Annotated in this window: 23 protein-coding genes; 5 read left to right on the top strand and 18 right to left on the bottom strand. The window is 36.4% G+C overall.

Annotated features, from left to right (window positions below; all coding sequences use genetic code 11):
• Positions 1–116: 116 nt before the first annotated feature.
• From ACJJVI_RS09025 to ACJJVI_RS09000, 6 genes are all read right to left on the bottom strand, one after another.
• Positions 117–494 (bottom strand): four helix bundle protein, encoded by a 378-nt coding sequence (locus ACJJVI_RS09025; RefSeq protein ID WP_042271310.1) that lies wholly within the window; start codon positions 492–494, stop codon positions 117–119.
• A gap of 44 nt (positions 495–538) precedes the next feature.
• Positions 539–1,291: an enoyl-CoA hydratase/isomerase family protein gene (locus ACJJVI_RS09020; RefSeq protein ID WP_405351530.1), complete on the bottom strand. Its 753-nt coding sequence runs from the start codon at positions 1,289–1,291 to the stop codon at positions 539–541.
• 93 nt (positions 1,292–1,384) lie between these two features.
• Entirely contained in the window at positions 1,385–1,702 is a 318-nt protein-coding gene (locus ACJJVI_RS09015) for a GIY-YIG nuclease family protein (protein WP_405351528.1), read from the bottom strand.
• An 83-nt stretch (positions 1,703–1,785) separates the two neighbouring features.
• Positions 1,786–4,323 carry a phenylacetic acid degradation bifunctional protein PaaZ gene (gene paaZ, locus ACJJVI_RS09010; RefSeq protein ID WP_405351527.1) on the bottom strand — a complete coding sequence of 846 codons (2,538 nt, stop codon included), beginning with the start codon at positions 4,321–4,323 and terminating at the stop codon, positions 1,786–1,788.
• 126 nt (positions 4,324–4,449) lie between these two features.
• Positions 4,450–5,220, bottom strand: a complete 771-nt coding sequence (locus ACJJVI_RS09005; protein WP_405351525.1) for a T9SS type A sorting domain-containing protein — start codon at positions 5,218–5,220, stop codon at positions 4,450–4,452.
• 33 nt (positions 5,221–5,253) lie between these two features.
• The gene (locus tag ACJJVI_RS09000; protein WP_036581612.1) at positions 5,254–6,465 is read right to left on the bottom strand and encodes an acetyl-CoA C-acyltransferase; all 1,212 of its coding nucleotides are present in this window, start codon (positions 6,463–6,465) and stop codon (positions 5,254–5,256) included.
• 120 nt (positions 6,466–6,585) lie between these two features.
• On the opposite strand from ACJJVI_RS09000, the gene ACJJVI_RS08995 reads away from it, so the two are divergent.
• Both ACJJVI_RS08995 and ACJJVI_RS08990 read left to right on the top strand, forming a co-directional pair.
• The gene (locus ACJJVI_RS08995) at positions 6,586–9,321 is read left to right on the top strand and encodes a T9SS type A sorting domain-containing protein (protein WP_405351523.1); all 2,736 of its coding nucleotides are present in this window, start codon (positions 6,586–6,588) and stop codon (positions 9,319–9,321) included.
• A gap of 112 nt (positions 9,322–9,433) precedes the next feature.
• Entirely contained in the window at positions 9,434–12,064 is a 2,631-nt protein-coding gene (locus ACJJVI_RS08990; protein ID WP_405351521.1) for a T9SS type A sorting domain-containing protein, read from the top strand.
• Here ACJJVI_RS08990 and ACJJVI_RS08985 read toward each other — a convergent pair whose 3' ends face one another.
• The 3 genes from ACJJVI_RS08985 to ACJJVI_RS08975 are packed head-to-tail and all read right to left on the bottom strand — an operon-like array spanning position 12,065 to position 14,177.
• The gene (locus ACJJVI_RS08985; protein ID WP_042271293.1) at positions 12,065–12,469 is read right to left on the bottom strand and encodes a PaaI family thioesterase; all 405 of its coding nucleotides are present in this window, start codon (positions 12,467–12,469) and stop codon (positions 12,065–12,067) included. It abuts the gene before it with no gap.
• A 2-nt stretch (positions 12,470–12,471) separates the two neighbouring features.
• Entirely contained in the window at positions 12,472–12,999 is a 528-nt protein-coding gene (locus tag ACJJVI_RS08980) for a DUF1697 domain-containing protein (protein WP_405351519.1), read from the bottom strand.
• A complete protein-coding gene (locus ACJJVI_RS08975; protein ID WP_405351517.1) occupies positions 12,999–14,177 on the bottom strand; it encodes a 3-hydroxyacyl-CoA dehydrogenase NAD-binding domain-containing protein in 1,179 nt (392 codons plus the stop codon). Before ACJJVI_RS08975 ends, ACJJVI_RS08980 begins: the two co-directional genes overlap by 1 nt.
• Positions 14,178–14,424: 247 nt before the next feature.
• On the opposite strand from ACJJVI_RS08975, the gene ACJJVI_RS08970 reads away from it, so the two are divergent.
• Positions 14,425–16,080, top strand: a complete 1,656-nt coding sequence (locus ACJJVI_RS08970) for a SulP family inorganic anion transporter (RefSeq protein ID WP_397303499.1) — start codon at positions 14,425–14,427, stop codon at positions 16,078–16,080.
• Positions 16,081–16,088: 8 nt separating this feature from the next.
• On the opposite strand, the gene ACJJVI_RS08965 is transcribed toward ACJJVI_RS08970, so the two are convergent.
• The gene (locus tag ACJJVI_RS08965; RefSeq protein ID WP_405351515.1) at positions 16,089–16,868 is read right to left on the bottom strand and encodes an enoyl-CoA hydratase-related protein; all 780 of its coding nucleotides are present in this window, start codon (positions 16,866–16,868) and stop codon (positions 16,089–16,091) included.
• Positions 16,869–16,993: 125 nt separating this feature from the next.
• Here ACJJVI_RS08965 and ACJJVI_RS08960 point away from each other — a divergent pair, with 125 nt between their 5' ends.
• On the top strand, positions 16,994–19,117 hold the full coding sequence (locus tag ACJJVI_RS08960; RefSeq protein WP_405351513.1) for a T9SS type A sorting domain-containing protein: 2,124 nt from the start codon (positions 16,994–16,996) through the stop codon (positions 19,115–19,117).
• Positions 19,118–19,153: 36 nt separating this feature from the next.
• Here ACJJVI_RS08960 and paaD read toward each other — a convergent pair whose 3' ends face one another.
• The 6 genes from paaD to paaE form a co-directional block, all read right to left on the bottom strand.
• Positions 19,154–19,651 (bottom strand): 1,2-phenylacetyl-CoA epoxidase subunit PaaD, encoded by a 498-nt coding sequence (paaD, locus tag ACJJVI_RS08955; protein ID WP_348021723.1) that lies wholly within the window; start codon positions 19,649–19,651, stop codon positions 19,154–19,156.
• 24 nt (positions 19,652–19,675) lie between these two features.
• Positions 19,676–20,521 carry a 1,2-phenylacetyl-CoA epoxidase subunit PaaC gene (gene paaC / locus ACJJVI_RS08950; protein WP_405351511.1) on the bottom strand — a complete coding sequence of 282 codons (846 nt, stop codon included), beginning with the start codon at positions 20,519–20,521 and terminating at the stop codon, positions 19,676–19,678.
• A 56-nt stretch (positions 20,522–20,577) separates the two neighbouring features.
• Entirely contained in the window at positions 20,578–20,922 is a 345-nt protein-coding gene (locus ACJJVI_RS08945) for a four helix bundle protein (protein WP_405351510.1), read from the bottom strand.
• Between the two features lie 70 nt (positions 20,923–20,992).
• Positions 20,993–21,277 (bottom strand): 1,2-phenylacetyl-CoA epoxidase subunit PaaB, encoded by a 285-nt coding sequence (gene paaB, locus ACJJVI_RS08940; RefSeq protein WP_036581638.1) that lies wholly within the window; start codon positions 21,275–21,277, stop codon positions 20,993–20,995.
• A 60-nt stretch (positions 21,278–21,337) separates the two neighbouring features.
• On the bottom strand, positions 21,338–22,291 hold the full coding sequence (gene paaA, locus ACJJVI_RS08935; RefSeq protein ID WP_397303480.1) for a 1,2-phenylacetyl-CoA epoxidase subunit PaaA: 954 nt from the start codon (positions 22,289–22,291) through the stop codon (positions 21,338–21,340).
• A gap of 143 nt (positions 22,292–22,434) precedes the next feature.
• Positions 22,435–23,511, bottom strand: coding sequence for a 1,2-phenylacetyl-CoA epoxidase subunit PaaE (paaE, locus tag ACJJVI_RS08930; protein ID WP_042295753.1), 1,077 nt, complete (start codon positions 23,509–23,511; stop codon positions 22,435–22,437).
• Positions 23,512–23,661: 150 nt separating this feature from the next.
• Between paaE and ACJJVI_RS08925 the strand changes: the two genes are divergently transcribed.
• Positions 23,662–24,252 (top strand): hypothetical protein, encoded by a 591-nt coding sequence (locus ACJJVI_RS08925; RefSeq protein ID WP_042248313.1) that lies wholly within the window; start codon positions 23,662–23,664, stop codon positions 24,250–24,252.
• A gap of 34 nt (positions 24,253–24,286) precedes the next feature.
• Here the strand turns inward: ACJJVI_RS08925 and ACJJVI_RS08920 are convergent, their stop codons facing one another.
• The gene (locus tag ACJJVI_RS08920; protein ID WP_348021726.1) at positions 24,287–25,807 is read right to left on the bottom strand and encodes a GH3 auxin-responsive promoter family protein; all 1,521 of its coding nucleotides are present in this window, start codon (positions 25,805–25,807) and stop codon (positions 24,287–24,289) included.
• Between the two features lie 132 nt (positions 25,808–25,939).
• Positions 25,940–26,803 (bottom strand): hydroxymethylglutaryl-CoA lyase, encoded by an 864-nt coding sequence (locus ACJJVI_RS08915; RefSeq protein WP_405351507.1) that lies wholly within the window; start codon positions 26,801–26,803, stop codon positions 25,940–25,942.
• Between the last annotated feature and the right edge of the window lies 1 nt (position 26,804).

The raw sequence follows: 26,804 nt of genomic DNA, 5'->3' as shown, positions 1-26,804 counted from the left end.
TGAGGGCCAGGTAGGTGGTATGTGGTATGTGGTATGTGGTATGTGGTATGTGGTATGTGGTATGTGGTATGTGGTATGTGGTATGTGGTATGTGGTATGTGGTATGTGGTAAATTATTATTTATTTAATCGTTGACGAATTTTAGATCGCAAACTTGTCAACATTTTCTGTATTGTAGTGATTTGTTTACGAATTTCTTCCCTTTGTTCATAGGAGATATACTCACGCATTAAAGCTTTCTCATTTGCTGACACACATTCGTTTGAACTATGCAGTGCATGATTAATATGTTTCACAAATTGCGCATCACTTCCTGGATAACCTTCAGCAATATTAAGTGCTATAGAGTCAGCTGCTCTTCTAAATTGAGAACTTAAGGCATATAATTCTCTTTGCGGAAAATTAATTACCAATTGGTCTACTTCCTCACCAAAACTCATAGCTTTTTGATAGACCAACAAATCTTCAAATTTAAAATGATACTGACTTTTCATAATGTTTTAACTAAACCTCATCCCACATACCACATACCTATAACCTATGCGAAGCGCTTCAAGGTCTCCTTAGTAAACTCACTCAAAACAAGTCTCCCTGAAATCTTTGCTCTCTCAAAAAGTAATTGATCCCAGTTTTCACAACCAGTCCAGAACATCTTTTTCATTTCTGCCATAGCATCTGGATTATAAGTACAAAGGTTTTCGGCAAATGCTTTTATTCCTGCATCCATCTCTTCTGTGGATTCATAAACCTCAGCAAAAAGGCCGTTATCCTTTGCCCATTGCGGTGTGTAGAATTCGTTTGCATTGATAGCAATCTGACTCATTCCTGTCAATCCAAGTTTGCGCTCTACCGCTGGACCTACTACAAATGGCCCGATTCCTATGTTGAGTTCGCTTAATTTAATACTGGCAAATTTAGTCGCAAAGCAATAGTCCGTTGCACTAGCTATACCTACTCCACCACCAACGGTTTTACCTTGTACACGACCTAAGATAAACTTAGGACACTTGCGCATGGCATTAATCACATTTGCAAAACCAGAGAAGAATATCTCTCCTGTTTTTGCATCGTTTACAGCTATTAATTCTTTAAAGCTAGCTCCTGCACAAAAAGTGCGTTCTCCACCAGATTTTAAGATGATCACCTTAGTAGCGTCATCATTACCAGCATCTGTAATAGCTTGCGCAAGTTGAGTTAGAATATCTCCTGGTAGCGAGTTGTGCGCTGGATGGAAAAATTCTATGGTTTGTATTTGATTTTCTGTTGTTGTTTTTACGTATTCTTTAGTCATAGCCGTAGGCTGCATCCGCGCAGGCGGATGTCTCTTTATTTGAGCAACTACCGTTTATGAAATTCACAAACCAAGAAGTTACTCTTGTTAAACTTATATTTTTATTCCCATCATCTCAAAACTCAAATCCCAATCTGAACTCAAATCTATCCACTCTGGATTTTTTTCTTCTATAATTCTTATTTTCCAAGCTCGATTCCACTTCTTGAGCTGTTTTTCTCGTTTAAGACCAAGCTCTTTTGAATCTACTACTTCAAAATACATCAGTTTATCCAAATTATATCTTGCTGAAAATGTGGACGGATGTACTTTTCTCTTATGCTGGCTACTTCTATTCTTAATGTTTCCTGTTTCACCTACATACAATGTTCCATTCTTCTTATTGCTAATTGTATATATGTAGTGGTTCACTCAACTTTTTGTTTATTGCTATAATCGGTTGTCGGTTTCTTTTCATCCTAGAGACATCCGCCTACGCGGATGTTTTGAACAGTTTAACCTATCAGGTTAAACTGTTCAAAATGATGACTCAAATGCTTTCTCTCCAACAAAGTCCACTCATACTTACTCAACGGTCCAAAAACAGCATTCTTAGTAGTTGCTTTTGGATTCTTTTTATAGAAATCTAGATATTCATTTCTAGCTTCTAGCATTTGTTGCTTTGCTGTTTCTAGGTCTTCATGCTTCAGATCTTCTAGCTCGCCATCTTTCATTAATGGCATTTTGTGATTTTGTGGCATTTTATCATAATTCCACAAAGTCGCTGCTACTTTTTCTAGATATTCATCTGGTGTAGCCACTTCAAAATCTTGAATCTCTCCACTAGCAATTCTATAACTCATCTCGAGATGTTCTACCATGTGCTGTGGAGTCATTGTACCCCATTGAGGTTTTGAATTTTCGCTAAGTTTTGATAAAGCAGACTTTATGTAACCTTCCGTAATTTCTGGAAAAACGGTTTGTTTTTTCTCTACCATAGTAAGAATAGTCGCTACCGCTACAAGTGCTGTTGCTTCTTCATCAGTCTTACCATTTTCATAATCTACTGGCTCTGCATCAAAAACTTCTACATACCATTTTACAATTCCCGATGGATGCTCACGACCAGCAACGTCTCTTTCTCGTTTTTCTTTACAAGTCAAGCGTACGTATATCGTGTCATTATGATATAAAGGTCTCAAAAAACGGATGTCTTCTAGACCATAATTTGCACTTACTGGTCCCTTATTAGGGTATACAAAAAGTCCTGCCGCTGCACTGATGATAAAGTAACCATGCGCGGTACGTTTCTTAAAAATACTACCATCTAAACTGGTAATATCTGTATGTGCATAGAAATGATCCCAAGTTAAGTTTGCAAAATTCTGGATATCATTATCAGTCAATGTTCTTTTATGAGTTTCTAGACTCATTCCTGGTTTAATATCTTCATAATGGTATGAGAATGGATGATTCTCTGATTTTTTATAAGCTCCATTAGGCTGATAAATTCCAGTGATTTCGGTAAGCGATGTTGGACTTCCTTGAACAGCACAACGCTGCATATAGTGTTTAATGCCTCGCAGTCCACCCATTTCCTCGCCGCCACCAGCACGTCCTGGTCCACCATGTACTAACAATGGTAATGGAGAGCCATGTCCTGTGGATTGTGGTGCGCTATCTCTATTTAAAGTCAATATTCTACCATGTGACGATGCTGCGTTTATGGTATACGCTTTCGCGAAAGCGTCATCACTAGTTACTACACTGCTCACCAACGAACCTTTACCCATGTGAGCCAATTCAATCGCCTCATCTAGATTTTTATAAGGCATCAACGTACTCACAGGACCAAAACATTCTATTTCATGAGCTGCGGTATTTTTAAACGGTTGATCTTCTCGCATTAAAACAGGTGACATAAACGCTCCTTTTTGGGCGCGATCTCCTAAAATTTCTACCTCATCTAGGTTACCATAAACCATTTGTGCGGTTTGAGCAATTTTTGAGATTTGTGATTTAGTAGTCTCTCTTTGATCGTTATTAATAAGAGCACCCATGCGAGTTTCTCTCAATAATGGATCTCCTATAACGGTTTTAGAAAGTTGTTTTCCTAATGCGATTTGCACGTCTTCCATCAGGTTTTCTGGGACAAGAATTCTTCTAATCGCTGTACATTTTTGTCCAGCTTTAGAGGTCATCTCTTTACGTACTTCTTTTACAAATATGTCAAATTCTGGAGTTCCAGGAACAGCATCTGGTCCTAAGACAGATGAATTTAATGAATCTGCCTCCATCGTGAATGGAACTGATTCTTCTAATAATCGTGGATGTGCTTTTAATTTTCTACCTGTATGAGCACTACCTGTAAAGGTTACAACGTCTTGCGAGTTTACCGTATCTAGAATACTTGTAGTAAGACCACTTAAGAGTTGTAAAGAACCTTCTGGAAGGATTCCTGAATTTATTATTTCGCGCACTACAGCTTCCGTTAAAAACGCTGTTTGCGGCGCTGGCAAAACTACTGCTGGCATACCAGCCATCCAGTTTACAGCACATTTTTCTAACATTCCCCAAACTGGAAAATTGAATGCATTGATATGCACTGCGACACCTTTGCGAGGTACTAGAATGTGATGTGCCATAAAACGACCACCACGCGATAAATCAATAGGATCACCTTCTACGGCATAACTCTGATCTGGAAAGAGTTTTCTCAAACTAGCATTTGCAAATAGATTTCCAAAACCACCTTCTATATCTACCCAACTATCTGCACGTGTAGCACCAGTTTTGTAACTAATGTCGTAAAACGCTTTTTTTCTTTTATTGAGATAAAGTGCTAATTTCTTAATCATATTACCACGTTGCTGAAAGGTCATATCCCTCAACACTTTACCATGATCGCGACCATATTGTAACGCACTAGCAATATCTAAACCTTCAGTACTTGTAAGACCTATGATGTCACCAGTAATGGCGTCATACATATTACGTGTAGATTTCTCTTCACCAGCTTGCCACTGGCCATTGATGTAACTTTCTAAGATCATATTCTTTTTAATAGATGGTTATGATCTCGCTTTCGCGAAAGCATAAATTTAACCTTCAACGAAAATACAAAAAGTGAATGGAAAGACTAACAGTTGTTAGTTATTTTGAATGATGTAATTATCTGATTACTCTTTTATAAATTTAATCATCTTATCTGAGTTAATTGAGCTAACCGAAAGAAAGAAAATACCTTTACCAAGATGTGATATATCTATTCCATTTTGATAAGAAATATTATTTAAAACTTTTTTTCCATTCATATCAAAAATGGAAATAGCAGTGATATCTGAAACTTGGTTACCGGTTAATAAAAGTTTATTATTGACTGGATTTTCAGCCAAAGTGATGTCTAAACTTGATGGTATGTTATCAATGGACATTGTTGCATTACCATATAAGGCAAAATCGCCATTAGGTTTTGTTACTCTTAAAGTAACCGTATTTGCAATAGTATTGATTTCGTAATCATAATTAGTATTTGAAGGACCATTCCAAAACATAAAATAGTCAGCACTAAACCCTAAAAGAGCCACACAATCTGGATCAGGCGGCATAGTGATATCTACTTGCGGATTACAACACATTCCTAAGGCTTGAGCCGAAGATAAAAAAGTAAACCTTTCTGTAGTTGTACCAGCAAAAGGATAACTTACAGTACCAGCTATAGCTTCATTTGAACAAACATAAGTATCAAAACTATAATCTGTTCCTGTATCCGTAAATTGAAGAACAACATCTTGTGTTCCTAGATAGACTATACCAGAAGGTAAGGTTATAGTTCCATTCACATTTAACTCTGTTAAAACCCAATCATTTACTGTAAGCGCTGGATTTTGAGCGTTAATTTTTAAAATGCATAACAAACAAACTACTGTGAAAAGCAATACCTTATTCATAACTGTAAGATTCACCCTTAAATGTACATAAATTTATTGAACATTTTCAATCACCATCGCATAGCCTTGTCCTACTCCTACACACATAGTTATTAAAGCATATTTCTTATTAGTTAATTGAAGTTCTAAAGCAGCACTATAAGCTAGTCGAGTTCCTGTAACACCTAGTGGATGACCTATCGCGATAGAACCACCGTTAGGATTGAGGCGCATATCATCGTCTGCAAGTCCCCAAGCTCTAGTGCAAGCCAATGCTTGCGATGCAAATGCCTCATTAAGTTCTATCACGTCCATATCAGCTAGCGTTAGACCTGCTTTTTCTAATGCTTTATTACTCGCTGTAACTGGACCTATTCCCATAATGCGTGGCTCTACTCCAACTACCGCACTACTTACTACTCTTGCTATCGGTTTGAGGTCATACTTTTTTACAGCATCTTCACTAGCAATAATTGTTGCAGCAGCACCATCATTCAAACCGCTGGAATTCCCTGCAGTTACAGATCCACCTTCTTTTTTAAAGGCTGGACGTAGTTTTGCAAGAACTTCTTTTGTAGTAGTTGGTTTGATGAACTCATCATCTTTAAAGATGATTGGATCTTTTTTGCGTTGAGGTATTTCTACAGCAACAATTTCCTTAGCAAGTCTTCCTGATTGTTGAGCTGCTGTGGCTTTTTGTTGGGACCATGCTGCAAATGCATCTTGATCTTCTCGAGAGATCGTAAATTTCTCTACGAGGTTTTCAGCAGTGTTTCCCATTCCGTCCACTCCATACATTTCAGCCATTTTGTGATTGACAAAACGCCATCCAAAGCTAGAATCGTACATCTTTGAATCAGTACCAAAAGCACTACTAGGTTTTGCAATTACCAGTGGTCCACGAGTCATGTTCTCTACACCACCAGAAATAAAAACATCTCCATCACCAGTTTGTATGGCTCTATGAGCGTGTACAATAGCACTTAATCCAGAACTACACAATCTGTTTACTGTTTCTCCAGGAACTGTAACTGGTAACCCAGCCAATAATCCTGCCATGCGAGCGACATTACGATTGTCTTCTCCAGCTTGGTTGGCACAACCCATGATCACGTCTGCATAAGCATCTGTTGGGATATTAGGGTTTCTATCTACTACGGTTTTGATTACATGCGCTGCAAGATCATCTGGTCTTATAGTAGATAATGTCCCTTTGTAATTTCCTATCGGTGTACGTACACCGTCTATTATATATGTGTTTTTCATGTCGTTCTATTATTTCGCTTTCGCGAAAGCGTATTCAAAAATACAACATCCAGATTTTTATAAGATAATGTTCAATTATTTGATTTTGAGGAATTATCTTGCATATCTAAACCAAAGCTTTTGAAAACCAACTATTTATTTATTGCCATCACCTTCATTTTATGTATAAATGCAAGTGCTCAAATTATCAACATACCTGATAACACCCTTAAAAATCTACTAGTAAACACAAACGTAACTGACACCACTGGTAATGGTGGTGCAGATTCTGATGTAGACACAAACAATGATGGAGAAATTCAACAGTCTGAAGCTAACAATGTTACAACCTTATATTTAGGCTTCAATACTGGTGTTCAATCTTTGGAAGGAATTCAGTTTTTCAACAATTTAGAAGAACTAAGAATAAGAAATAGTCAGGTTAGCAATGTTCCTGTTTTTACAATGAATTCATTGAGATTAATAATTTTAGATGATAATCAAGTTTCTAACATAGACGTTAGCAATCTTCCCAACCTAGAAGTATTATTGCTAGATGACACATTAGTTAGCAACATCGATGTTACTCAAAATCCTAACTTGGAACAGCTTTCATCTGCAAACAATAATTTAAGCAACATTGATGTAACTCAAAATCCAAATTTGCAACAGTTGATACTTAATAACAACTCCTTAAGCAGCATCAATATCACTCAAAACCCGAACTTAGTCGCTCTTGAATTAAACGATAATAACTTGAGCACAATTGACTTAAGCCAAAATTCACTTTTAAGCAAAATAGCCTTAAACAATAACCCAATTAGCTCACTAGATGTAAGCTCTAGTCCTGATATAAACACCTTTGAATTAGACAATACTCTTATTACAAATCTAGATTTATCTAATCAATTAACCATTTATTACTTAACGGTTGTTAACACGCCACTTGTCTCATTTACTGGATTATCAAATAAATTAGAGTTAGACTCACTAATAATTAAAAACACTAGCTTAACTTCATTAGTTATCAATAACAACAGCTCTTTTGTATCTGGTATTGAAATTGAGAACAATTCTTTACTCACTTCTATCCAAATGAATAATAATGATGGTTTTTTTGGTAATAATATTATAAACAACCCCAACCTGCTCAATTTAGAAGCGAATAATAATTCCACCTTTGGATTATATACCGACAATAATGGACTAGAAAACATCAGAATAGAAAATGGTACGCAATTAGATTATATTCAATTCAATAATGAAGCAAATCTCCAAGAATTATCGTTTTTAAAAACAGACACTTCAACATTTGGCAATAACTTTATTATTAATAATTGTATCATAGATCGACTTATTATTAAAAACGGCATTTCAGACGTCATAAATTTTACAGGAACAAATAGTATCAATTACATCTGTGGTGATAATGATGAAATACTAGCCTTATCAGCAACGCTAAACAACGGTGGAATCACTAACGTAAATTTGAATACCTATTGTACTTTTACACCAGGAGGAGATTTACATAAAATCACTGGAGACGTGCGAATCGATTCGGATTTGAATGGCTGCTCCGTAAGCGACACTAGATTTACCGACTTTAAATTTACGGTAGATAACGGTACTACTAGCGCCATATTTTTTGAATCTCCTGGTTATGATTATGAAATTGCTGTACCTCAAGGGAATTATACAATTAGACCAGAACCAGTAGCTCCAGCTTTATACAATCCACTAAACACTTTTAATGCTAACTTTTCAATGGGTTCTCCTGATGTTATACAAGACATTTGTCTAGTTCCTAATGGAAGTGATATAGATTTAGCTATTATAATCGATGAGATTTTACCAGCCAGGCCAGGTTTTGTATCTGGTTACAGATTGATTTGCTCAAATTTAGGCACAGCTGCTTCAAACGGTACGGTCTTCTTAAATTACAATAATAGTCTAGTTCAATATCAAGGATCATCAGAGTCTCCTGCTTCAGTTAATAATGGAATTTTGAGCTGGAATTTGAATACCCTACAACCTGGACAAACACACATAATAACGACAGATTTCAGAATCAATTCTCCAATGGATATTCCTGCTGTTAACGGTGGTGATGTCCTTGTTTATTTTGGGGATATTGCGGCGCCGTCTGGAGTTGCTGATGTAAACACCAGTAACAACACATTTGAATTTGCTCAGACGATTGTTAACTCTTATGACCCTAATGACATTGCTTGTCTAGAAGGAGCTATTCTAGATCCTGCAAACGTAGGTGAAGATTTACACTATAAAATTAGATTTGAAAACACTGGAACGGCTAGTGCTATAAATGTTGTTGTTAAAAACACAATTGACACTTCTAGACTAGATATTACCAGTTTTCAACCTTTAACAAGTAGTCACCCTATGCGAACTAGAATCATAGATGGAAATGTGGTAGAATTTATCTTTGAAAACATCAATTTAGATTTCAACGATGCGACTAACGATGGTTACTTGATTTACAAAATACAGTCATTGCCTACACTTCAATTAGGAGATATGATAGGCAATCAGGCAGAGATTTACTTTGACTTTAATTTCCCAATTATTACAAACGATTATATGGTCACTGTAAATCAAACGGCAAGTTTAAATGATGTAAATTCAAACTCAGTATCACTTTTCCCTAACCCATCATACGGAAAAGTTACCATTAATTCATCCTCTTATATTCAAGCTATTCAAATATTTGATCATTTAGGTAGAAAAGTGAAGTCATTATCAGTAAAGCAAGAAAACTTAGAAATGAACATTGATATTTCTGAATTGAATACTGGACTTTATTTCATCAAGGTGATAAATGAGTCAGGAGAACAAAGCATGAAGTTAATCAAAGAATAATCAATATAAGAGTTTAGAAATGCCTTGTAATTCAATGTAACACTAGAAAATTCATTAAAAAACTGATAAACGAACTTCTTACAGTTCTAGATTCAGTACTTAAAATAAAAAAATGTTTAAATCACTCCAATTAAAAGGCAATTACACGTTACTTTTAGTAAGCCTATTCTTTTCAATAAACGTCTATTCTCAAATTGTCAATATCCCTGATCCAGTTTTAAAAAATGCGTTGACCACCAGAAATGTGGTAGACACTACTAATAATAATATAGGAGATTCTAACGCAGACCTCAATGGAGATGGCGAAATTCAAATATCTGAGGCACTTCAGGTGAGAATGATAGATTTAGGAATAGTTTCTAATACTATAAACTCACTTCAAGGTATAGAAGCTTTTCAAAATATGGAAGCTTTTTATGCTTCTTACAATCAAATAAGCAGTTTCCCGATAATGAACTCTACATCACTGACCGAGTTAAGACTTAGCAGTAATAATTTAACAAGTATCGATTTGAGCATGCTCCCTAATTTGAGTTATCTAGATCTAGAATATAATAATCTTTCTAGTTTAAACATATTGTCTCAAACAAGTTTAACTGAACTATATCTCTCATCAAATAGTCTAACCAATTTAGATTTGACTAATAATATTTCTTTAACTAACCTGAAACTAGATTCAAACCCTATAACAACGCTAGATCTAAGTACAAACACTTTGTTATCTGAATTATTTTTAATGAATACTCAATTAACTTCTCTCGATTTAAGTGCACAGAATTCTATGTTTGAAGTTTGGATCGACAACACTCCTCTTAACTCTTTGACAGGACTTTCTAATCTTACAATAAGCAGTAATCTCGTAATCTCCAGCACTAATCTAACATCTATACAAATGAACAATGTAGATGCTTCTAGTGCACTAGTAGATATCTTCTACAATAACCAATTAACCTCTATCGATATAGTAGACACCAAAGTATTATACTTTAATCTATCAAGTAATAATTCTTTGAACACTTTAAATCAAAATAATTTTGACTGTCAAAATCTCAACATAAGTTATAATAATTTCTTTGAAATAGATTTTAGTGATAATCCTTATCTCAATTCTCTTGATATAAGTAATGAATATAACTTGCAAGAAATTAACTTAAATAACACCACAAATCTTTCATCAGTGGGAATCAATGATTCTGTTAAGAGGTTATTTCTAAAAAACGGACAAAATGAGACACTCAATTTGTATCAACTTACGAATCTAGAATACGTATGCGCAGACAATGATGATTTTCAAAACATTACTAATGCAATTAATAGCTCAAATTCAGGTAATTTAAACTACACAATGAATTCTTATTGCACATTTACTCCAGGAGGAATTCCGTATTTGATAGAAGGAGAAGTGCGCGTAGACGCAGATTTAAACGGTTGCAGCCTTTCTGACCTTAATGAGGTTGACTTTAAGTTTAATATTACAGATAATACGACAAATGAATCTGGCACTTATTTCATTACTCCTTCATTTGACTATGATATATTTTTGAGACAAGGAAATTATACCATTGTACCACAACCATTGATCCATCAATCCTTATTCTCGCCCTTAACTAGCTTTAATGCAAATCTGGATTCGAGTAATACATTGATTACTCAAGATATATGCATCACTCCTACTGGTAATAACATCGACCTATCTGTTATAATGATTGAAGACTTACCTGCGAGACCAGGATTTGATTCAGACTATAAAATTATCTGTAAAAATAAAGGCCTTACAGCAACTACTGGAACACTATACCTTAACTATGATGATTCTAGATTAGATTACATAAGCACCGACCTAGCATTTTTAAGTGATTCTAATGGTACGATTATATGGAATATTCCTTCATTAGAGCCTAATGAAGAAATAATTATAAATATCACGTTTAATGTGAATACACCTATGGAAACTCCTGCTGTTAATGGAGGCGATATTCTTTTTTATGGAGGTACTATAAGTGGACCTACAGGAATTCAAGATACGAATACCTCAAATGACACCTTTGAATATCCACAAACGGTTGTTAACTCTTATGACCCTAATGACATTACTTGCCTAGAAGGAGCAATCCTAGATCCTGCAAACATAGGTGAAGATTTACACTATAAAATTAGATTTGAAAACACTGGAACGGCTAGTGCTATAAATGTTGTTGTTAAAAACACAATTGACACTTCTAGACTAGATATTACCAGTTTTCAACCTTTATCAAGTAGTCACCCTATGCAAACTAGAATCACAGATGGAAATGTGGTAGAATTTATCTTTGAAAACATCAATTTAGATTTCAACGATGCGACTAACGATGGTTACTTGATTTACAAAATACAGTCATTGCCTACACTTCAATTAGGAGATATGATAGGCAATCAGGCAGAGATTTACTTTGACTTTAATTTCCCAATTATTACAAACGATTATATGGTCACTGTAAATCAAACGGCAAGTTTAAATGATGTAAATTCAAACTCAGTATCACTTTTCCCTAACCCATCATACGGAAAAGTTACCATTAATTCATCCTCTTATATTCAAGCTATTCAAATATTTGATCATTTAGGTAGAAAAGTGAAGTCATTATCAGTAAAGCAAGAAAACTTAGAAATGAACATTGATATTTCTGAATTGAATACTGGACTTTATTTCATCAAGGTGAAAAATGAGTCAGGAGAACAAAGCATGAAGTTAATCAAAGAGTAATTATAGCCAATCTTTATTAGTCCTATAAACCACTCCTTTAAAAAGCGCCACCAAATCATCGCCTTTTTTAACCTCAACGATGTTGAAACCTACTTTGGTTTTGGTTTTGTCTAGCGTACATTCTGCTGTGATGTAGTCGCCTTCTTCTAGTGCTTCTATGTGGTTGATGCTGGTCTCTATAGAAACGGCAAATTTACCATGCGTGTTTGATGAAAAACCAAAAGCAGTATCTGCCAGCGAGTATGTAATCCCACCATGTGCTTTTCCCATACTATTGAGCATTTCTGGTCTTATAGTCATTCCCAACTTCACACAACCTATTTCTACAGAAAGGATTTCTATTCCTAACCAAGTTGAGTATGGATCAAGCGAAAGCATTTTTGCTGGAATCTTTTTTCCGTCCATAGTTATAATTCTGTCAATTTAAGTGTCGTATTATAGTTTCTCATGGTAGATGTCACACCAAGCTTCTTTTCAAACCAAGCGTTAGTCATTTTAGTCTTGCCAAAACCTACTCCACAATAGAAATAAATAACGTCATCTATTATTTTAAAAGTTTCCATATCATTTGAAAATTCTTCAGTAGTGTTTACTTTCTCTTGAACAGGACTTTCATTTAAAAAGCCGAAACTCATAAATTTTGAATTCTCTATAGTTCTCGTTTTGAAAGGGCTTGCTTTTAAGGTTTTAGAAATCTCTTCTTGTTCCTTTACCATAACAGGAACAGCTAAATCAAATTCTGATTTCAGTAATTCGCTGATAATATCAGCACATTGCGCCGATTTTAAATCACTACTAAAAAGGATATTTCCAGACTGGATGTAAGTAGTCACTCCATAAAAAGGAGTCTTTTCTAAAGCATTTCTTAACAAAGCCATAGGCAGCTTGTTTTTACCGCCTACGTTAACACCTCGCAATAGTGCTACATATCTCATTACAGTGAGAATTTAGTTCCAGCAGCCTTCATTTTACGTAATATTGGTGAGCATCTATATCGATCTTCTCGATATAAATCATACATCGCGTCCAGTCCGTTTACACACCATTCTATTCCTTTTTCGTTTGCCCAAGTGAGCAATCCTTTTGGATAGTTCACACCTTTAGTCATCGCGCTATCTATTCCTTGAGCCGTTGCTATGTTTAAAAACAAGGCATCTGCTGCCTCATTGATAAGCATTATGAGTACTCGATCTTGAATTTCTTTTATGAGTTCAGGAGATTTTACTGGGTCCGCTTTCGCGAAAGCGTGTTCACTATCCACATTTACATAATCATAAAAACCACGTCCAGATTTGCGCCCTAGCCAGCCGGCTTCCATCAATCGTTTCTGAGTTAACGACGGCTTGTAACGTGGATCAAAGTAGAAAGCTGCAAAAACAGTTTCTGTCACCACATAATTCACATCGTGACCTATATAATCCATCAATTCAAAAGGTCCCATTTTAAAACCAAGTCCTTTCAAGGCATAATCTATAGTGGCAAAACTCGCCATTCCTTCTTCATAAATACGCAAGGATTCACTGTAAAATGGACGCGCCACACGATTGACTATAAAGCCAGGAGTATCTTTTGCTACGGCAACTACTTTATTCCAATTCTCGATAGTAGCCACACAAGTATCTGTGACGTTTTGGGAGGTTTGTACAGCAGGGATGACCTCAACAAGTTTCATTAACGGCGCAGGATTAAAGAAGTGAATTCCTATACAACGCTCAGGTTTATCGAGTGAAGCTGCAATACTAGCGATACTCAAACTAGAAGTGTTAGAAGCTATTATACAGCTGTCAGACACGTGAGATTCCAATTCTTGAAATACCTTTTTCTTAATATCTAGGTTTTCAATAATCGCCTCGATAGTAAGATCCGAGTCCGCTAATTCTTTTACCGTACTTACATAAGAGATATTAGATTGAATGCGAGTTTTCTCAGCAGCATCTATTCTGCCTTTTTCAATAAGTCGGTTCATTATCTTTTCAAGAGCAGCTTGCGCTTTATCCAGTTGCGCCTGATTTACATCAAACAATTTCACTTGACAGCCAGCTGTGGCAGCTACTTGAGCGATACCACTACCCATGGTTCCTGCTCCTATGACTCCTACTTTATTTATATCCATAGATTTAATAATTCACCTTTAATTTTTCGCTATTATTAGTTTCTTTTGCTCACCAAATATAATAAGTTAGTTAGTGAAGTTATTTAATAAACTCATAAGTCTTGACCGGATACAGAATATAAACACGTTGATTATTTACCCTTACAAATAAATTGTTTTGAACTATTGGGCAATAGGACCTAGATTTGTTTATAAGCTCAAGGCATTAAGTTACTTTTATAACTTGCCAACTAAAAAACATTGAACTATGCTTTCTTCTTTTTATGATACTAAAAATTTAAAAGGTGATCTCACTGGTGGTCTAGTCGCTGGTGTTGTTGCACTACCGCTTGCACTAGCATTTGGTGTTCAATCTGGTTTAGGAGCTATTGCTGGACTATATGGTGCTATCGCAGTTGGGATTTTTGCAGCTATCTTTGGTGGTACTGCAACTCAAGCCAGTGGACCTACTGGACCTATGACGGTAGTATCTGCTGCTTTAGTGGTAAAAGCTATTGAACTTACCGGCAGCGTAGAAGCCGCGATGCCTATAATCATACTTACGTTTTTAACTGGTGGGATTATTCAAATGCTTTTTGGCTTTATCAACATAGCTGGATACATTAAATACTTCCCTTATCCTGTGGTTTCTGGTTTTATGAGCGGTGTAGGTTTAATCATTATTTTACTTCAAATATTCCCGCTTTTTGGAATGGTATCGCCTAAAAACACATTGAAAGTTCTAGGTGACATGCCGTTATTATTAGAAGGTTTTAATTGGCAAGCACTAGTATTAGGATCGTTAACTGTATTCATTTATTATACATTTCCTAAAATTACTAAAGCAATACCTAGTGCACTTGTGGCGTTGATAGTTGTTTCTGTTGTTGCTTATTTCTTACCGTGGCAAGTGCCTATCATAGGCGATATCCCATCTGGATTACCTTCTTTAAAATTGAATGGAATTTTAGATATTGACTCGAGTGCCTATGCACTTGTGGCCGAATATGCCTTAGTACTAGCTGTTTTAGGGTCTATAGACTCTTTGCTTACATCAGTCATTGCAGATAATATGACCAAAACAAAACATAATAGCAATAGAGAATTAATAGGTCAAGGAATAGGGAACATGGTTGCTGCGATATTTGGTGGTATTCCAGGTGCAGGAGCTACAAAAGGAACAGTAGTAAATATAAATTCTGGTGGAAAAACGCGCTTATCAGGTGTGTTACATGGATTATTTCTTGCAGCAGTTTTGCTAGGTTTAAGTGGTCTTGCAGCGCATATTCCTCTAGCGGTTCTTGCCGGAATCTTGATTCCTATCGGTTTTAAAATTATAGATACAAAAGGACTTAAGCATTTACTTGCGGTACCACGTGCAGATGCCGTAGTATTAATTATCGTACTGTTGATGACTACATTTGGTAGTCTAATACAAGCGGTAGGTATAGGAGTTATACTGGCATCCTTACTATTTATGAAACGCGCAAGCGATCTAGGAGAAAAAGGACTAGAAGTAGGAACTCTTGCAGGATTTGACGGTGAACAACCTTGGAAAGACGAGCAAGAGTTATATAATACTTTTAAGGATCAAATTTATATAAAGCACCTCTATGGACCGCTGTTCTTCGGTTTCACCTCACACTTTCAAGAAACTATTAAAGCTCTTTCTCCAGAAGTAAAAGCGTTGATAATTCGTCTGGATCGAGTTCCTTACATAGATCAATCTGGTTTGTATGCTTTAGAAAATGCGGTTCTAGATTTAGAAAAACGTGATGTAAGGGTAGTTCTTACCGGTTTACAAGAACAACCTAAAGATAAATTAGAATCGATTGATATCATACCAGATCTGGTAAGTGAATCTGAGACTTTTGAAACTATAGAAGAGGCCTTTGAATACTTAAAAAATCATTTTAAATTATAAAAACGGTTCTATTTTCCCTTAAAAACAGGCTTACGTTTCTCCATAAAACTAGCCACACCTTCAGCATAATCTTCTGTAGAAGCGCTTTCAATCTGTAGTTTAGACTCAAGCGTTAGTTGCTCTTCTACCGTATTGTAAAACGATTGATTCAGTGCTTTTTTAGTATTGGCTAACGCTACTGTAGGTAATGCGGCTAACTTTTGTGCTGTTTTTTGAGCGGTAGCTAGAAAATCTGCGTCAGGAACAGCTTTGTAGATCATTCCCATCTGGTCAGCCTCTGAAGCTGTAATTTTATCGGCAAGCATCATAGCAGCGCTTGCTTTTCCAAAACCTATTAATCTAGGTAAAAAGAAAGTTCCTGCACTATCTGGTATCAAACCGATTTTAGAAAATGCTTGTATAAAAGCAGCACTTTCTGTGGCGATTACCACATCGCAACATAAGGCTATATTTGCTCCTGCACCAGCGGCAACGCCATTTACGGCAGCAACTACTGGTTTTTCAAGGTTTCTAATTTTAAGGACTATCGGATTATAATGATCGTCTAGAATCGCTTTAAAACCTGGGTTCAATTCTGGATCGGTAATTTCTTGAATATCCTGACCAGCACAGAAGGCTTTTCCTTCTCCTACGATCATCACCGATCTCACCTCATCATTTGAAGCACATTGATCCAGTGCATCTTGCATAGCAAATGCCATCTCGCGATTAAAAGAATTGAATACTTGTGGTCTATTTAAAGTTATGGTTGCAACGCCGTTGTCGACTTGTAAGAGTATCGTTGACATATAAAAATCTGTTTTTTTGTAAAGGTATTGGGTTTTCCGCTTTCGCGAAAGCGTAAAGAACACATCTCTGAAGATTCTAAAAAAAAATATATTAAATTTCTTACTTTTATAAAAATTGAGTTATCATGAAATATATCTTAGTACTAATAGTGTTTTTTATATCACTACTAATGAATGCGCAGGCGGAATTAGATTTTGACATGGATGTAACCAACGGTCCTATTGGTGGTTATGCAGATGTGACCTATACTATTACTAATCTTTCACCTAATGACACCTATTCAAATGTCACAATAAATCATCCCGATGCTTTAATCCCAAATATAGTTTTAAACCCTTCTACTATAGGACCTGGTATACAAGTAACCGCTACGGGACAAATACCTCTTTCTGGAGACTCTTACTCGGTAGGACTTTTAATCACACAAGCAACAGCTACAGGAATAATGAACGGTTCTATGATTACAGAACTTTCTGATGGAATAGATTCTATGGGAAATCGAATCGATGATGGTCAATCTGTATATTTCCGCCATGAATCTTCAAGCTATGGAGTTATTTATTTAGATACTAATGGAAACTCGATTTATGATGATGGTATAGACACAACAATTCCTGGAGCAGTTATCAACCTCTATGACGACCAAGGAAATACAGATAGTTTAGTGACTAATGAAACAGGTTGGTGGTATTTTGACAATAGTTTTATAAATACAACTTTACCCGATTATTATGCCGCTATCATAGACGTTAACTCTTTTCCTAGTCCTGCAAATTCATACCATCTAGTAGATGGCCCAGCATCTCCTTTTACACCTAATGGATGGTTTGCATCCAATATTAGAATGAGTCATGGCTATGTGGATGATAATTTTGGAACTATTGAGGCGAGTAGTTTTTTAGATACTAATGGCAATGGTTCTCGAGATAATGGCGAAGTCAATATACCTTACACAAGTTTTGAATTTATTAAAGATAATGATCCGGCGACTAGCGAGGTCATTTTTAACGGTTTTGGCAATACGATAAGACGAACAGATCTAAATCCAGGAGTTCAATTAAATGATATAAATGCAGCTCTCACTGCTCAGCAAGCTTTCTACAACATTACCACGGCTAATTATGACGATATTCAAACCGTTGCCAACCAAATAACCTCAACAGCTTTTGCGGTGACCGAAGTTTCCAGTAGCAACAGAGATACCTCTCTATCGTTAACGCCTATGATATGGCCTAATCCTGGATTTGACAGTACTCTTGAAGCTACCATTAACAATCTACATGCTGGAAATAGCACCGGTACTTTACAATTCAATCCTGACCCTATGGCGTCTATAATCGCAGTTTATGACCGCAATGGAATAGATATTCTGGCAAATGGAACGGCGACGGTAACTTCAAGCGGTTTTAGCACACCATATAATATTATGGCGTTTGGTCAGTATGATTTAGAGGTTGTAATGGCAACTCCTGTCACAGGCGTTCAATTAGGCGATATATTTACTCATAACGCAAGTATTAATCCTAACTCTACTGATAGTGACGCTACTAACAATAATACCTCTGTAGATGTAACTGTTGTCGCATCTTACGACCCAAATGATGTTACTGAAGCAAGAGGTCCTGGTATTCCTATTGATACTTTTTCTACTAACGATTTTTTAGAATATACTATTAGGTTTCAAAACCTAGGAACGGCTAGTGCTCAATTTGTAAGAGTCTTATCTAGCTTGCACCCAAGTCTAGATGAAAGTACTTTTGAAGTCATCGCTACTAGTCATGCGTATTTATATACTAAAAATGGTCGCCAGCTCGATTTCTTCTTTGACAGTATACAACTGCCGCCAGAAGTCGTGGACGAGCCTGGAAGTAACGGCTTTATTAAATACAGAATCAAACCACTTTCTGGCTTTGCCGTAGGAGATCTTATTAGTGCGAGAGCTGAAATCTTTTTTGACTACAATCCAGCTGTGATTACTGAAACTTGGATCACGACTTTTGACGCTCCTGCATCAACTTCTGATTGGCAACAAACCTCTATTTATCCTAATCCATTAGTCGGGAATACATTATTTTTTGAGAAATTAGATTCTGGCCAAGCTCAGCTTTTCTCTCTAGACGGAAAAGAAATTTGGAACGGAAATGTTGAGAATGGACGGATAGAATTTAATGATCTCCATGCTGGTTTTTATATTTTAAAAGTGAATAATAATGATCAGACTATCAGTATGAAGTTGCTAAAGAAATAGTTTTTTGATTTCTGTTACGCTTTCGCGGAAGCGAGATTACTTCAAACACTTAAAATAATCAAATGGCTCTAAGCAATCCTCACACTGGAACATAGCCTTGCAAGCTGTAGAACCAAACTGACTGACCAACTTAGTGTTTTTTGAACCGCAGTTGGTACATTTCACGAGTTTCTTCTCATTGAGAAGTACATCTTTATCGGCGGTTTCTTCTAGTGGTGCGGCGATTCCATACTCTTCCAGTGCTTTACGACCACGCTCGGTAATCCAGTCAGTCGTCCACGGCGGACTCATAATTAATTGTATGTGAGTTGTGTAACCGTGAACTGCAAATGCTCGTTCTAAATCATCACCTATAACATCCATCGCTGGACAGCCACTATAGGTAGGTGTCAATTTTATAGTAATCTCTTTTCCTTCAACTATAACTTCTCGGATTACCCCAAGGTCTACCACGTTTAATACAGGTATTTCAGGATCTTTCACAGATTCTAAAACATCTAATAATTCTTGAGATATGTTATAATTTTGGATCATATTGAATATCGAAAATCGATTGAATTACCACTTACTATCAGGATAAGCACGCTGCATATACTGCATATCGGCTAGAATGTAACCCATGTGTTCACTGTGTAAACCTTCTTTTCCACCTTTTTGGAAATATTCTACTTCCGGAATTTCTAGTGTTGCTGTAGAAAGCAACTCACCTACTTTATCATAGTAGTATTCTTTTAACTGTAACATATCTGGTGCTACACCAGCTTCAATCATAGCATCATCTGCCTTGGTGGTGTGAAACAACTCATCTGTATAAATCCACAGATCGTTTACAGCCTGTTGCACACGTATTTTACTTTCCTCAGTTCCATCACCTAAACGTTTTAACCAATCTCCAGAAAAACGCTCATGATAGCTCGCTTCTTTGATACCTTTAAAGGCCAAAGCTCTTAAGGTCTCGTCTGCACTTTGTTGTAATGCTCCTAAAAACATTCTGTTATAGACATCAAAGAAAAACTGACGTACAATTACATAACCAAAATCTGTGTTAGGCTGCTCTACCAGTAATACATTCTTATACTCACGTTCTTTTCTTAAAAATGCGATATCATCTTCAGTAGACTTATCACCTCTTAATTGCGCTATATACTGGTAAAAACTACGCACCTGCCCTAACATATCTAGTGAGATATTAGTAAGCGCGATATCTGGCTCTAAATTAGGTCCGTGACCACAAAGTTCTCCTAGACGCTGACCAAGAATCAAATAGTTATCTGCCACACCTAAAAGATAGTCGATCAGGTGTTTCTTATTTTCTGTTGATTCAAGGAATTGTGGGTTTAATTCCTTAATAGGCACTGCAGAATTTGAAATCACTTTTGTTTTTGAATTTGAAATGGTTTCCATAATGGATATTGTGGTATTAAATTTAAATCTAAACTGAAATTTAAATTTAAAAGGGTTTATCGTTTATTTATAATAGCAACTAGAATTCTAACAATCTGTTCAGCTTCATCTTGAAGTTTTTTCAAATGCTTAACATCTCCCAAACCAGCTTTTAGTTGAATTCTCAAATTATTGTTACACTCTTTTATTTCTTTAAGAGCAATTCTTAATTTATTAATTTTATCCTTTTCAGTACCAGCTCCAGCAAACTCACTAAAATTTAGAGATACAGAACCTGAGGATCTTATCAATTGTTCAGCATAATATTTAGAAGCATAGGTATTTGCTGGTTTATCAAAAAATAAAACCACATCAGCAGCAAAACTGATTAATCTTTCTTCTAAATCATAAGCCTTACTCATTGCCTTTAAATTTAAATTTCAACTTAAGTTTGGATTTAAGAATTAAAACACATGTAAAAAGCTTTGCTTTTTACATGTGTTTTAATTCTTCAGGTAACTCATAAAAAGTAGGATGTCTGTAAACTTTATCTGTTGCCGGTTCAAATAACTCGCCACTTGCTTCTGGACTACTGGCTGTTATATTTTTAGATTCTACGACCCATATGCTCACACCTTCATTTCTACGTGTATAAACGTCTCGAGCGTTATTCATTGCCATTTCAGCATCTTCGGCATGTAAGCTACCGCAGTGTCTGTGTTCTAATCCGTTTTTAGATCTTATAAAAACTTCCCAAAGTGGAATTTCTTGACTCATATATTTTTTAAATTTAAGTTTAAACTTAAGTTTAAGTTTAAAAATTTGCTCGTACGCTGATTAAATAGCCTGAGCAGTTTGTGCTTTTTGTTTTGCTGCATAAGCAGTAGCTGCTTCACGTACCCAAGCGCCATTGTTCCAAGCGTTACGTCTATCATCTAGGCGTTTTTTATTCATAGGTCCGTGGCCTTTTACTACTTGCCAGAATTCGTCCCAGTCAATTGCGCCAAAATCATAACTTCCCTTTTCATCATTCCATTTTAAATCTGGATCTGGAATAGTAAGTCCTAAAAGTTCTGCTTGTGGTACTGTTTGATCTATAAATTGCTGACGTAATTCATCATTAGTCTTACGCTTCAACTTCCATTTCATGGATTGCTCGGTATGCGTACTTGCCGCATCTGTAGGACCTAACATCATTAATGACGGCCACCACCAGCGATTCAATGCATCTTGTGCCATTTCTTTTTGCTCTTCACTACCGTTACATAGGGATAACATAATTTCATATCCTTGGCGCTGGTGAAAACTTTCTTCCTTACATACACGCACCATCGCACGAGCATATGGACCGAAAGAAGTACTACACAACGGTACCTGATTGATAATCGCAGCACCATCCACTAGCCAGCCTATCGCTCCCATGTCTGCCCAAGTCATCGTAGGGTAGTTGAAAATCGAAGAATACTTTGCTTTACCAGAATGTAAATCTTCATACAATTGTTCACGAGTGATTCCTAAAGTTTCACATGCACTGTACAAATAAAGTCCATGTCCAGCCTCATCCTGCACCTTTGCCAGTAGCGCTACTTTGCGTCGCAATGACGGCGCACGAGTAATCCAGTTCCCTTCTGGTAACATCCCTACTATTTCAGAATGAGCATGCTGGGATATCTGTCTGATGTGCGTCTTGCGATACTTCTCAGGCATCCAGTCCTTAGGCTCAATCTTTTCGTCTCTCGCAATTTTAGCATCAAATTGCGCTTCTAAATTTTTGATTTCTGCTTCACTCATGGTTTATATGTTATTGACGCATCGCATGCGTCGATGATACTTCGTTCATGTTCGCATGCGATGCGAACTTACTTTTCTTTCTATATACTTGTTGCGGTTCCGCTTTCGCGAAAGCGATATAACAACATACTTTTTTTTATACTCTAGACATCGTAGTCTACAACAAGTTTCTTACTCGTTGGTACACTTACACAACTAAGCACAAATCCCTTTTCTACTTCTTCATCAGTCAGTGCATAGTTCACTTTCATGGCTACACTACCTTCTACCACTTTACATTTACATGTACTGCACACACCACCTTTACAGGCATATGGCAAATCTGCTCCAGCACCTATGGCACCATCTAGGACGTTATCATAATCATCACCTAGTACAAAATGAAATTCTTTACTACCGTCTATAATGGTCACATCTACACCATCTACCTTTTTCTCTAGTGCAGCAGCGGCACGGGCTTTATCTGCATCGCTTAATCCGCTTACAAAGAGTTCAAAATGAACATTTTCTTTCTTCATTCCTGCAGCGACTAATTCATCTCTTATTAAGAAAATCATCTCTTCTGGACCACAGATAAAAGCATGGTCTGTATGCGGTGCATTTATTAAAGTTTTAGTAAGCGTTTGTAATTTTTCTTGGTCAAAACGTCCATTAAACAATGGAATATCTCTGTGCTCACGACTTAAGAAATAAAAGACTTCAAAACGACTTAAATACTTGTTTTTGAGTGCTTCTATCTCTTCTTTAAATATAATTGATTTTACGGTTCTATTAAGGTAGAATAACTTGAATTTTGCATTAGGCTCGCTAGCAAGATGTGTCTTAATGATACTCAACATAGGTGTAATTCCACTACCCGCGGCAAATGCGATATAGTTTTTGGCATCATTCTCTTCTGATACTTCGATTCCAAAATCACCACTAGGTGCTGATACCTGTAACAGATCACCAGTCTTTAACTCACGATTTACATAAGTTGAAAATTTACCTTCAAAGATTTCTTTAACCGCAACTTTCCACTCATTATCCAGCGGACTGCTGCATAAAGAATAACTGCGTCGCACATCTTCACCATTTATCATAGCGCGCAAGGTCAAAAACTGACCTGGACGATAGTTAAATTCTTCTTTAAGTTCTTGTGGAACGTCAAAGGCGATTACCGTAGTATCGTCTGTCTCTTTATAGACTTGAGATAATGTTATGTTATGAAAGTTGCTCACAGATATTAGGTCGTTAAGTTTACACAAAACTAACACTTGTTAGTTTGGAAAGCAAGCGCCTTTTTAAAGGATGCATTTTATGGTATCGTTAATTAACCTTTAACGCTATTTTCACGACATCAAATCATTACCTCTCGTATATTGCTATATATGCAATACCCTAATATTACAGCTCCAGATTCCATTTTAAAAGAAGCCGAAAAAGCGATGTCTTTTTATCCTGCCTTAAAGGATACTGAAATAGAATTTAAGTTCAATGATATGGTGCGCAAGAATTTCATGCAAGCACAACCTACTTATAAAAGTATTTTTAGAAGTAAAGAAAATCGCGGTTATATCATTTTAATAAGCAAAGAATTTAAAGTAGAAAATGAAATCTTTACTATAAATGAAATACCAAGCGATGTCCTTACAGGATGGTTGGGTCATGAACTAGGCCATGTCATGGATTATCGTTCTCGATCTACTGTAGATATGATTTTCTTTGGATTAAAATACTTATACTCACATGCACACATTCAAGAAGTAGAACGTGCCGCAGACGACTATGCCGTGCGCCACGGCATGGGTGAATATATTTTAAAGACTAAAGAATTTATTTTAAATCACACGAGTCTGTCTGAGAAATATAAAAAGCACATGCGTAAATTCTACCTATCTCCTGAAGAGATTTTAGAATTGATTAATCGTTATGGAGAAACTGGAGAAAAGCCTAGTCAAGATGAATTAGCGCCTAATTAGTTGGTGAGTTTTTTCCTCATATAAGCTAACATACTCAAAGACTACTCACAAACTCTTCCCATGCTTTAAACTTCTCTTCGTCCATGACTTTTTCCATTTTTACCTGACCGCCTTTTTTCTTATTGTGATCGTTCCATTGTGCAAACGTTTCTGGTTGTACTTTATGAACTTGCACACCTTTTAGTGCCTTGGTTCTTGCTACTTTATAGTTTTTATTAGCTTCTTGTAGCGATTGATCTAGAGCCTCAGCAAGTTCTTTTTCTGAAGTTTCTGTTTCTGTACCTAGATACCATACATGCTGAAAGTTGCCATCAATTTTCTTTGCAGAAACGGTAAACTCTTTAATGCTGGTATTAAATTTTTCTTGCAATTCTGTAATCGCGGTTTCCATTTTAAGAACTGATAACTGACTACCTACTACGTTTAAGAAAAACTTAGTTCTACCAGTTATTTTAATTTCGGCTTTTTCTACGTCTGTAAATTTTATTGTATCACCTATTAAGTAACGCCATGCACCAGATACTGTCGATATGATTAAAGCATAATCGACCTCTGGTTCTACCTCATCCATAGTTAGAACTGGCGCATCATCAGAAATGCTACCATCTTGTTCCACATAGTCTGGTTGAAAAGGCACAAATTCAAAATAAATACCACCATCGGTAATCAACTGCATAGAACTAGATTCTGGACGTTGTTGACAGGCTATAAAACCTTCACTAGCTAGATAGGTATCTACTATCTGAACTGGTTTTGTAAATAGCTTTTCAAAGCTCGAGCGATAAGGTTCAAATGCTACACCACCAGAAGTATAAACCGACAGATTAGGCCATATTTCATGAATAGAATCTACCTTGTGATAATCCATTACTTTTCTAAGCATCATTTCTAACCATGATGGAATACCGCTTAACATACCTATATCCCAATTTTTAGCTTCCTCTGCTATTCTTTGAACGCGCTCATCCCAATCGTCTATGGAAGATATTTCTTTTCCTGGTCTGTAAAAAGAGTCTAAAAACTCTGGAATATTACTGGCAGATATTCCACTAATTTCTCCTATCGTAAAACCATTTTCTTCACTCAAATCTGTAGAACTACCTAGTGCTAGGACTTCACTCTCAAATACATCTGTGGGCAAATTGAAATTAGTCAATGCACTTACCTGTCTGGTTCCTGCAGCTTTTATCGCCGCAATCATCTCATCTGTGACTGGAATTGTTTTAGATTTTTTACCTGTAGTACCACTAGATCTAGCAAGAAAATTCGGTACGCCTGGCCATGCGATATCGGGCTTTCCTTCTTTCATGCGAGACCACCATTGCTCGTCCATTTTGTGATAGTCGTAAAACGGTACCGCTTTCGCGAAAGCGTGCTCCATATCATCTCCTTCTAAAACACTATTAAAGTCATAATACAAGCCGAAAGAAGTGCTCTTTGCCGTTTTTAATAAATGCTCCAATACTTTGCGTTGCGCAACCACATGGTCTGACGTGGCGGTAATCGTCTCGTGAAGATTTAATGCTGTCTTAATAATAGGACCTAAAAGTGCCATGAAATAGTGGTTTATTCCAAAAATAGACCTTTAAACACCTGTGCTAGGTTAAGATTCTGATAAGATTTTAAATATGAATAAAATTAAATTTCGATCCCAATGACTCTAGAAATGTCACTGTTTAAATATAGCCTAATGATACTTAGTAAAGATTTTTGTCGCTTCATTGTAACTGCTTTCAAAGGACATCGCGTTTACATTAGAATCTGCTTTTACGGCATTAAAATAACTCACCATTTTCTCTGTAGGCATATTACCTGTAAGTTCATCCTTTGCCATGGGGCAACCACCAAAACCTTGAATCGCACCATCAAAACGACGGCAACCAGCTTTATAAGCAGCGTCTACTTTTTCATGCCACGTGGTAGGTGTGGTATGTAAATGTGCACCAAATTCTATTTCAGGATATTTAGGAATCAAGTTAGAGAACAAATAGGTAATCGTCTCAGGATCTGAACTACCTATGGTATCAGAAAGCGATAAAATCTTAACGTCCATCTTGTATAATTTCTCTGTCCATTCTCCTACTATCTCCACATTCCATGGATCTCCATAAGGATTACCAAATCCCATCGAGATATAAACTACTAACTCTTTATCATGCTTTTGTGCGAGATCAATTACTTCTTGCAACAACTCCACACTTTGAGCAATAGTTTTATGGGTATTACGCATCTGGAAATTCTCTGAAATAGAGAATGGATAACCCAAATATTGAATCTCTGGATGCTCACATGCCGCTTTTGCACCACGTAGATTTGCAATAATGGCAAGCAGTTTAGATTCTGTTTTAGAAAGGTCAAGTTTTGAAAGAACCTCAGCCGTATCCACTAGTTGTGGTATTGCTTTAGGAGACACAAAACTCCCAAAATCTATGGTATCAAATCCGCATCGCAATAAGGATTGAAGGTATTGCACCTTCAAATCTGTAGGAATCATTTCTTTAATTCCTTGCATTGCGTCACGCGGACATTCTATGATTTTTACCTTTTCCATC

The organism is Nonlabens sp. Asnod3-H03 (assembly GCF_045063665.1).
Lineage (GTDB): Bacteria > Bacteroidota > Bacteroidia > Flavobacteriales > Flavobacteriaceae > Nonlabens > Nonlabens ulvanivorans.
Note: the sequence above shows the minus strand (reverse complement) of the source record. Positions and strands in the feature narration are given on the sequence as shown.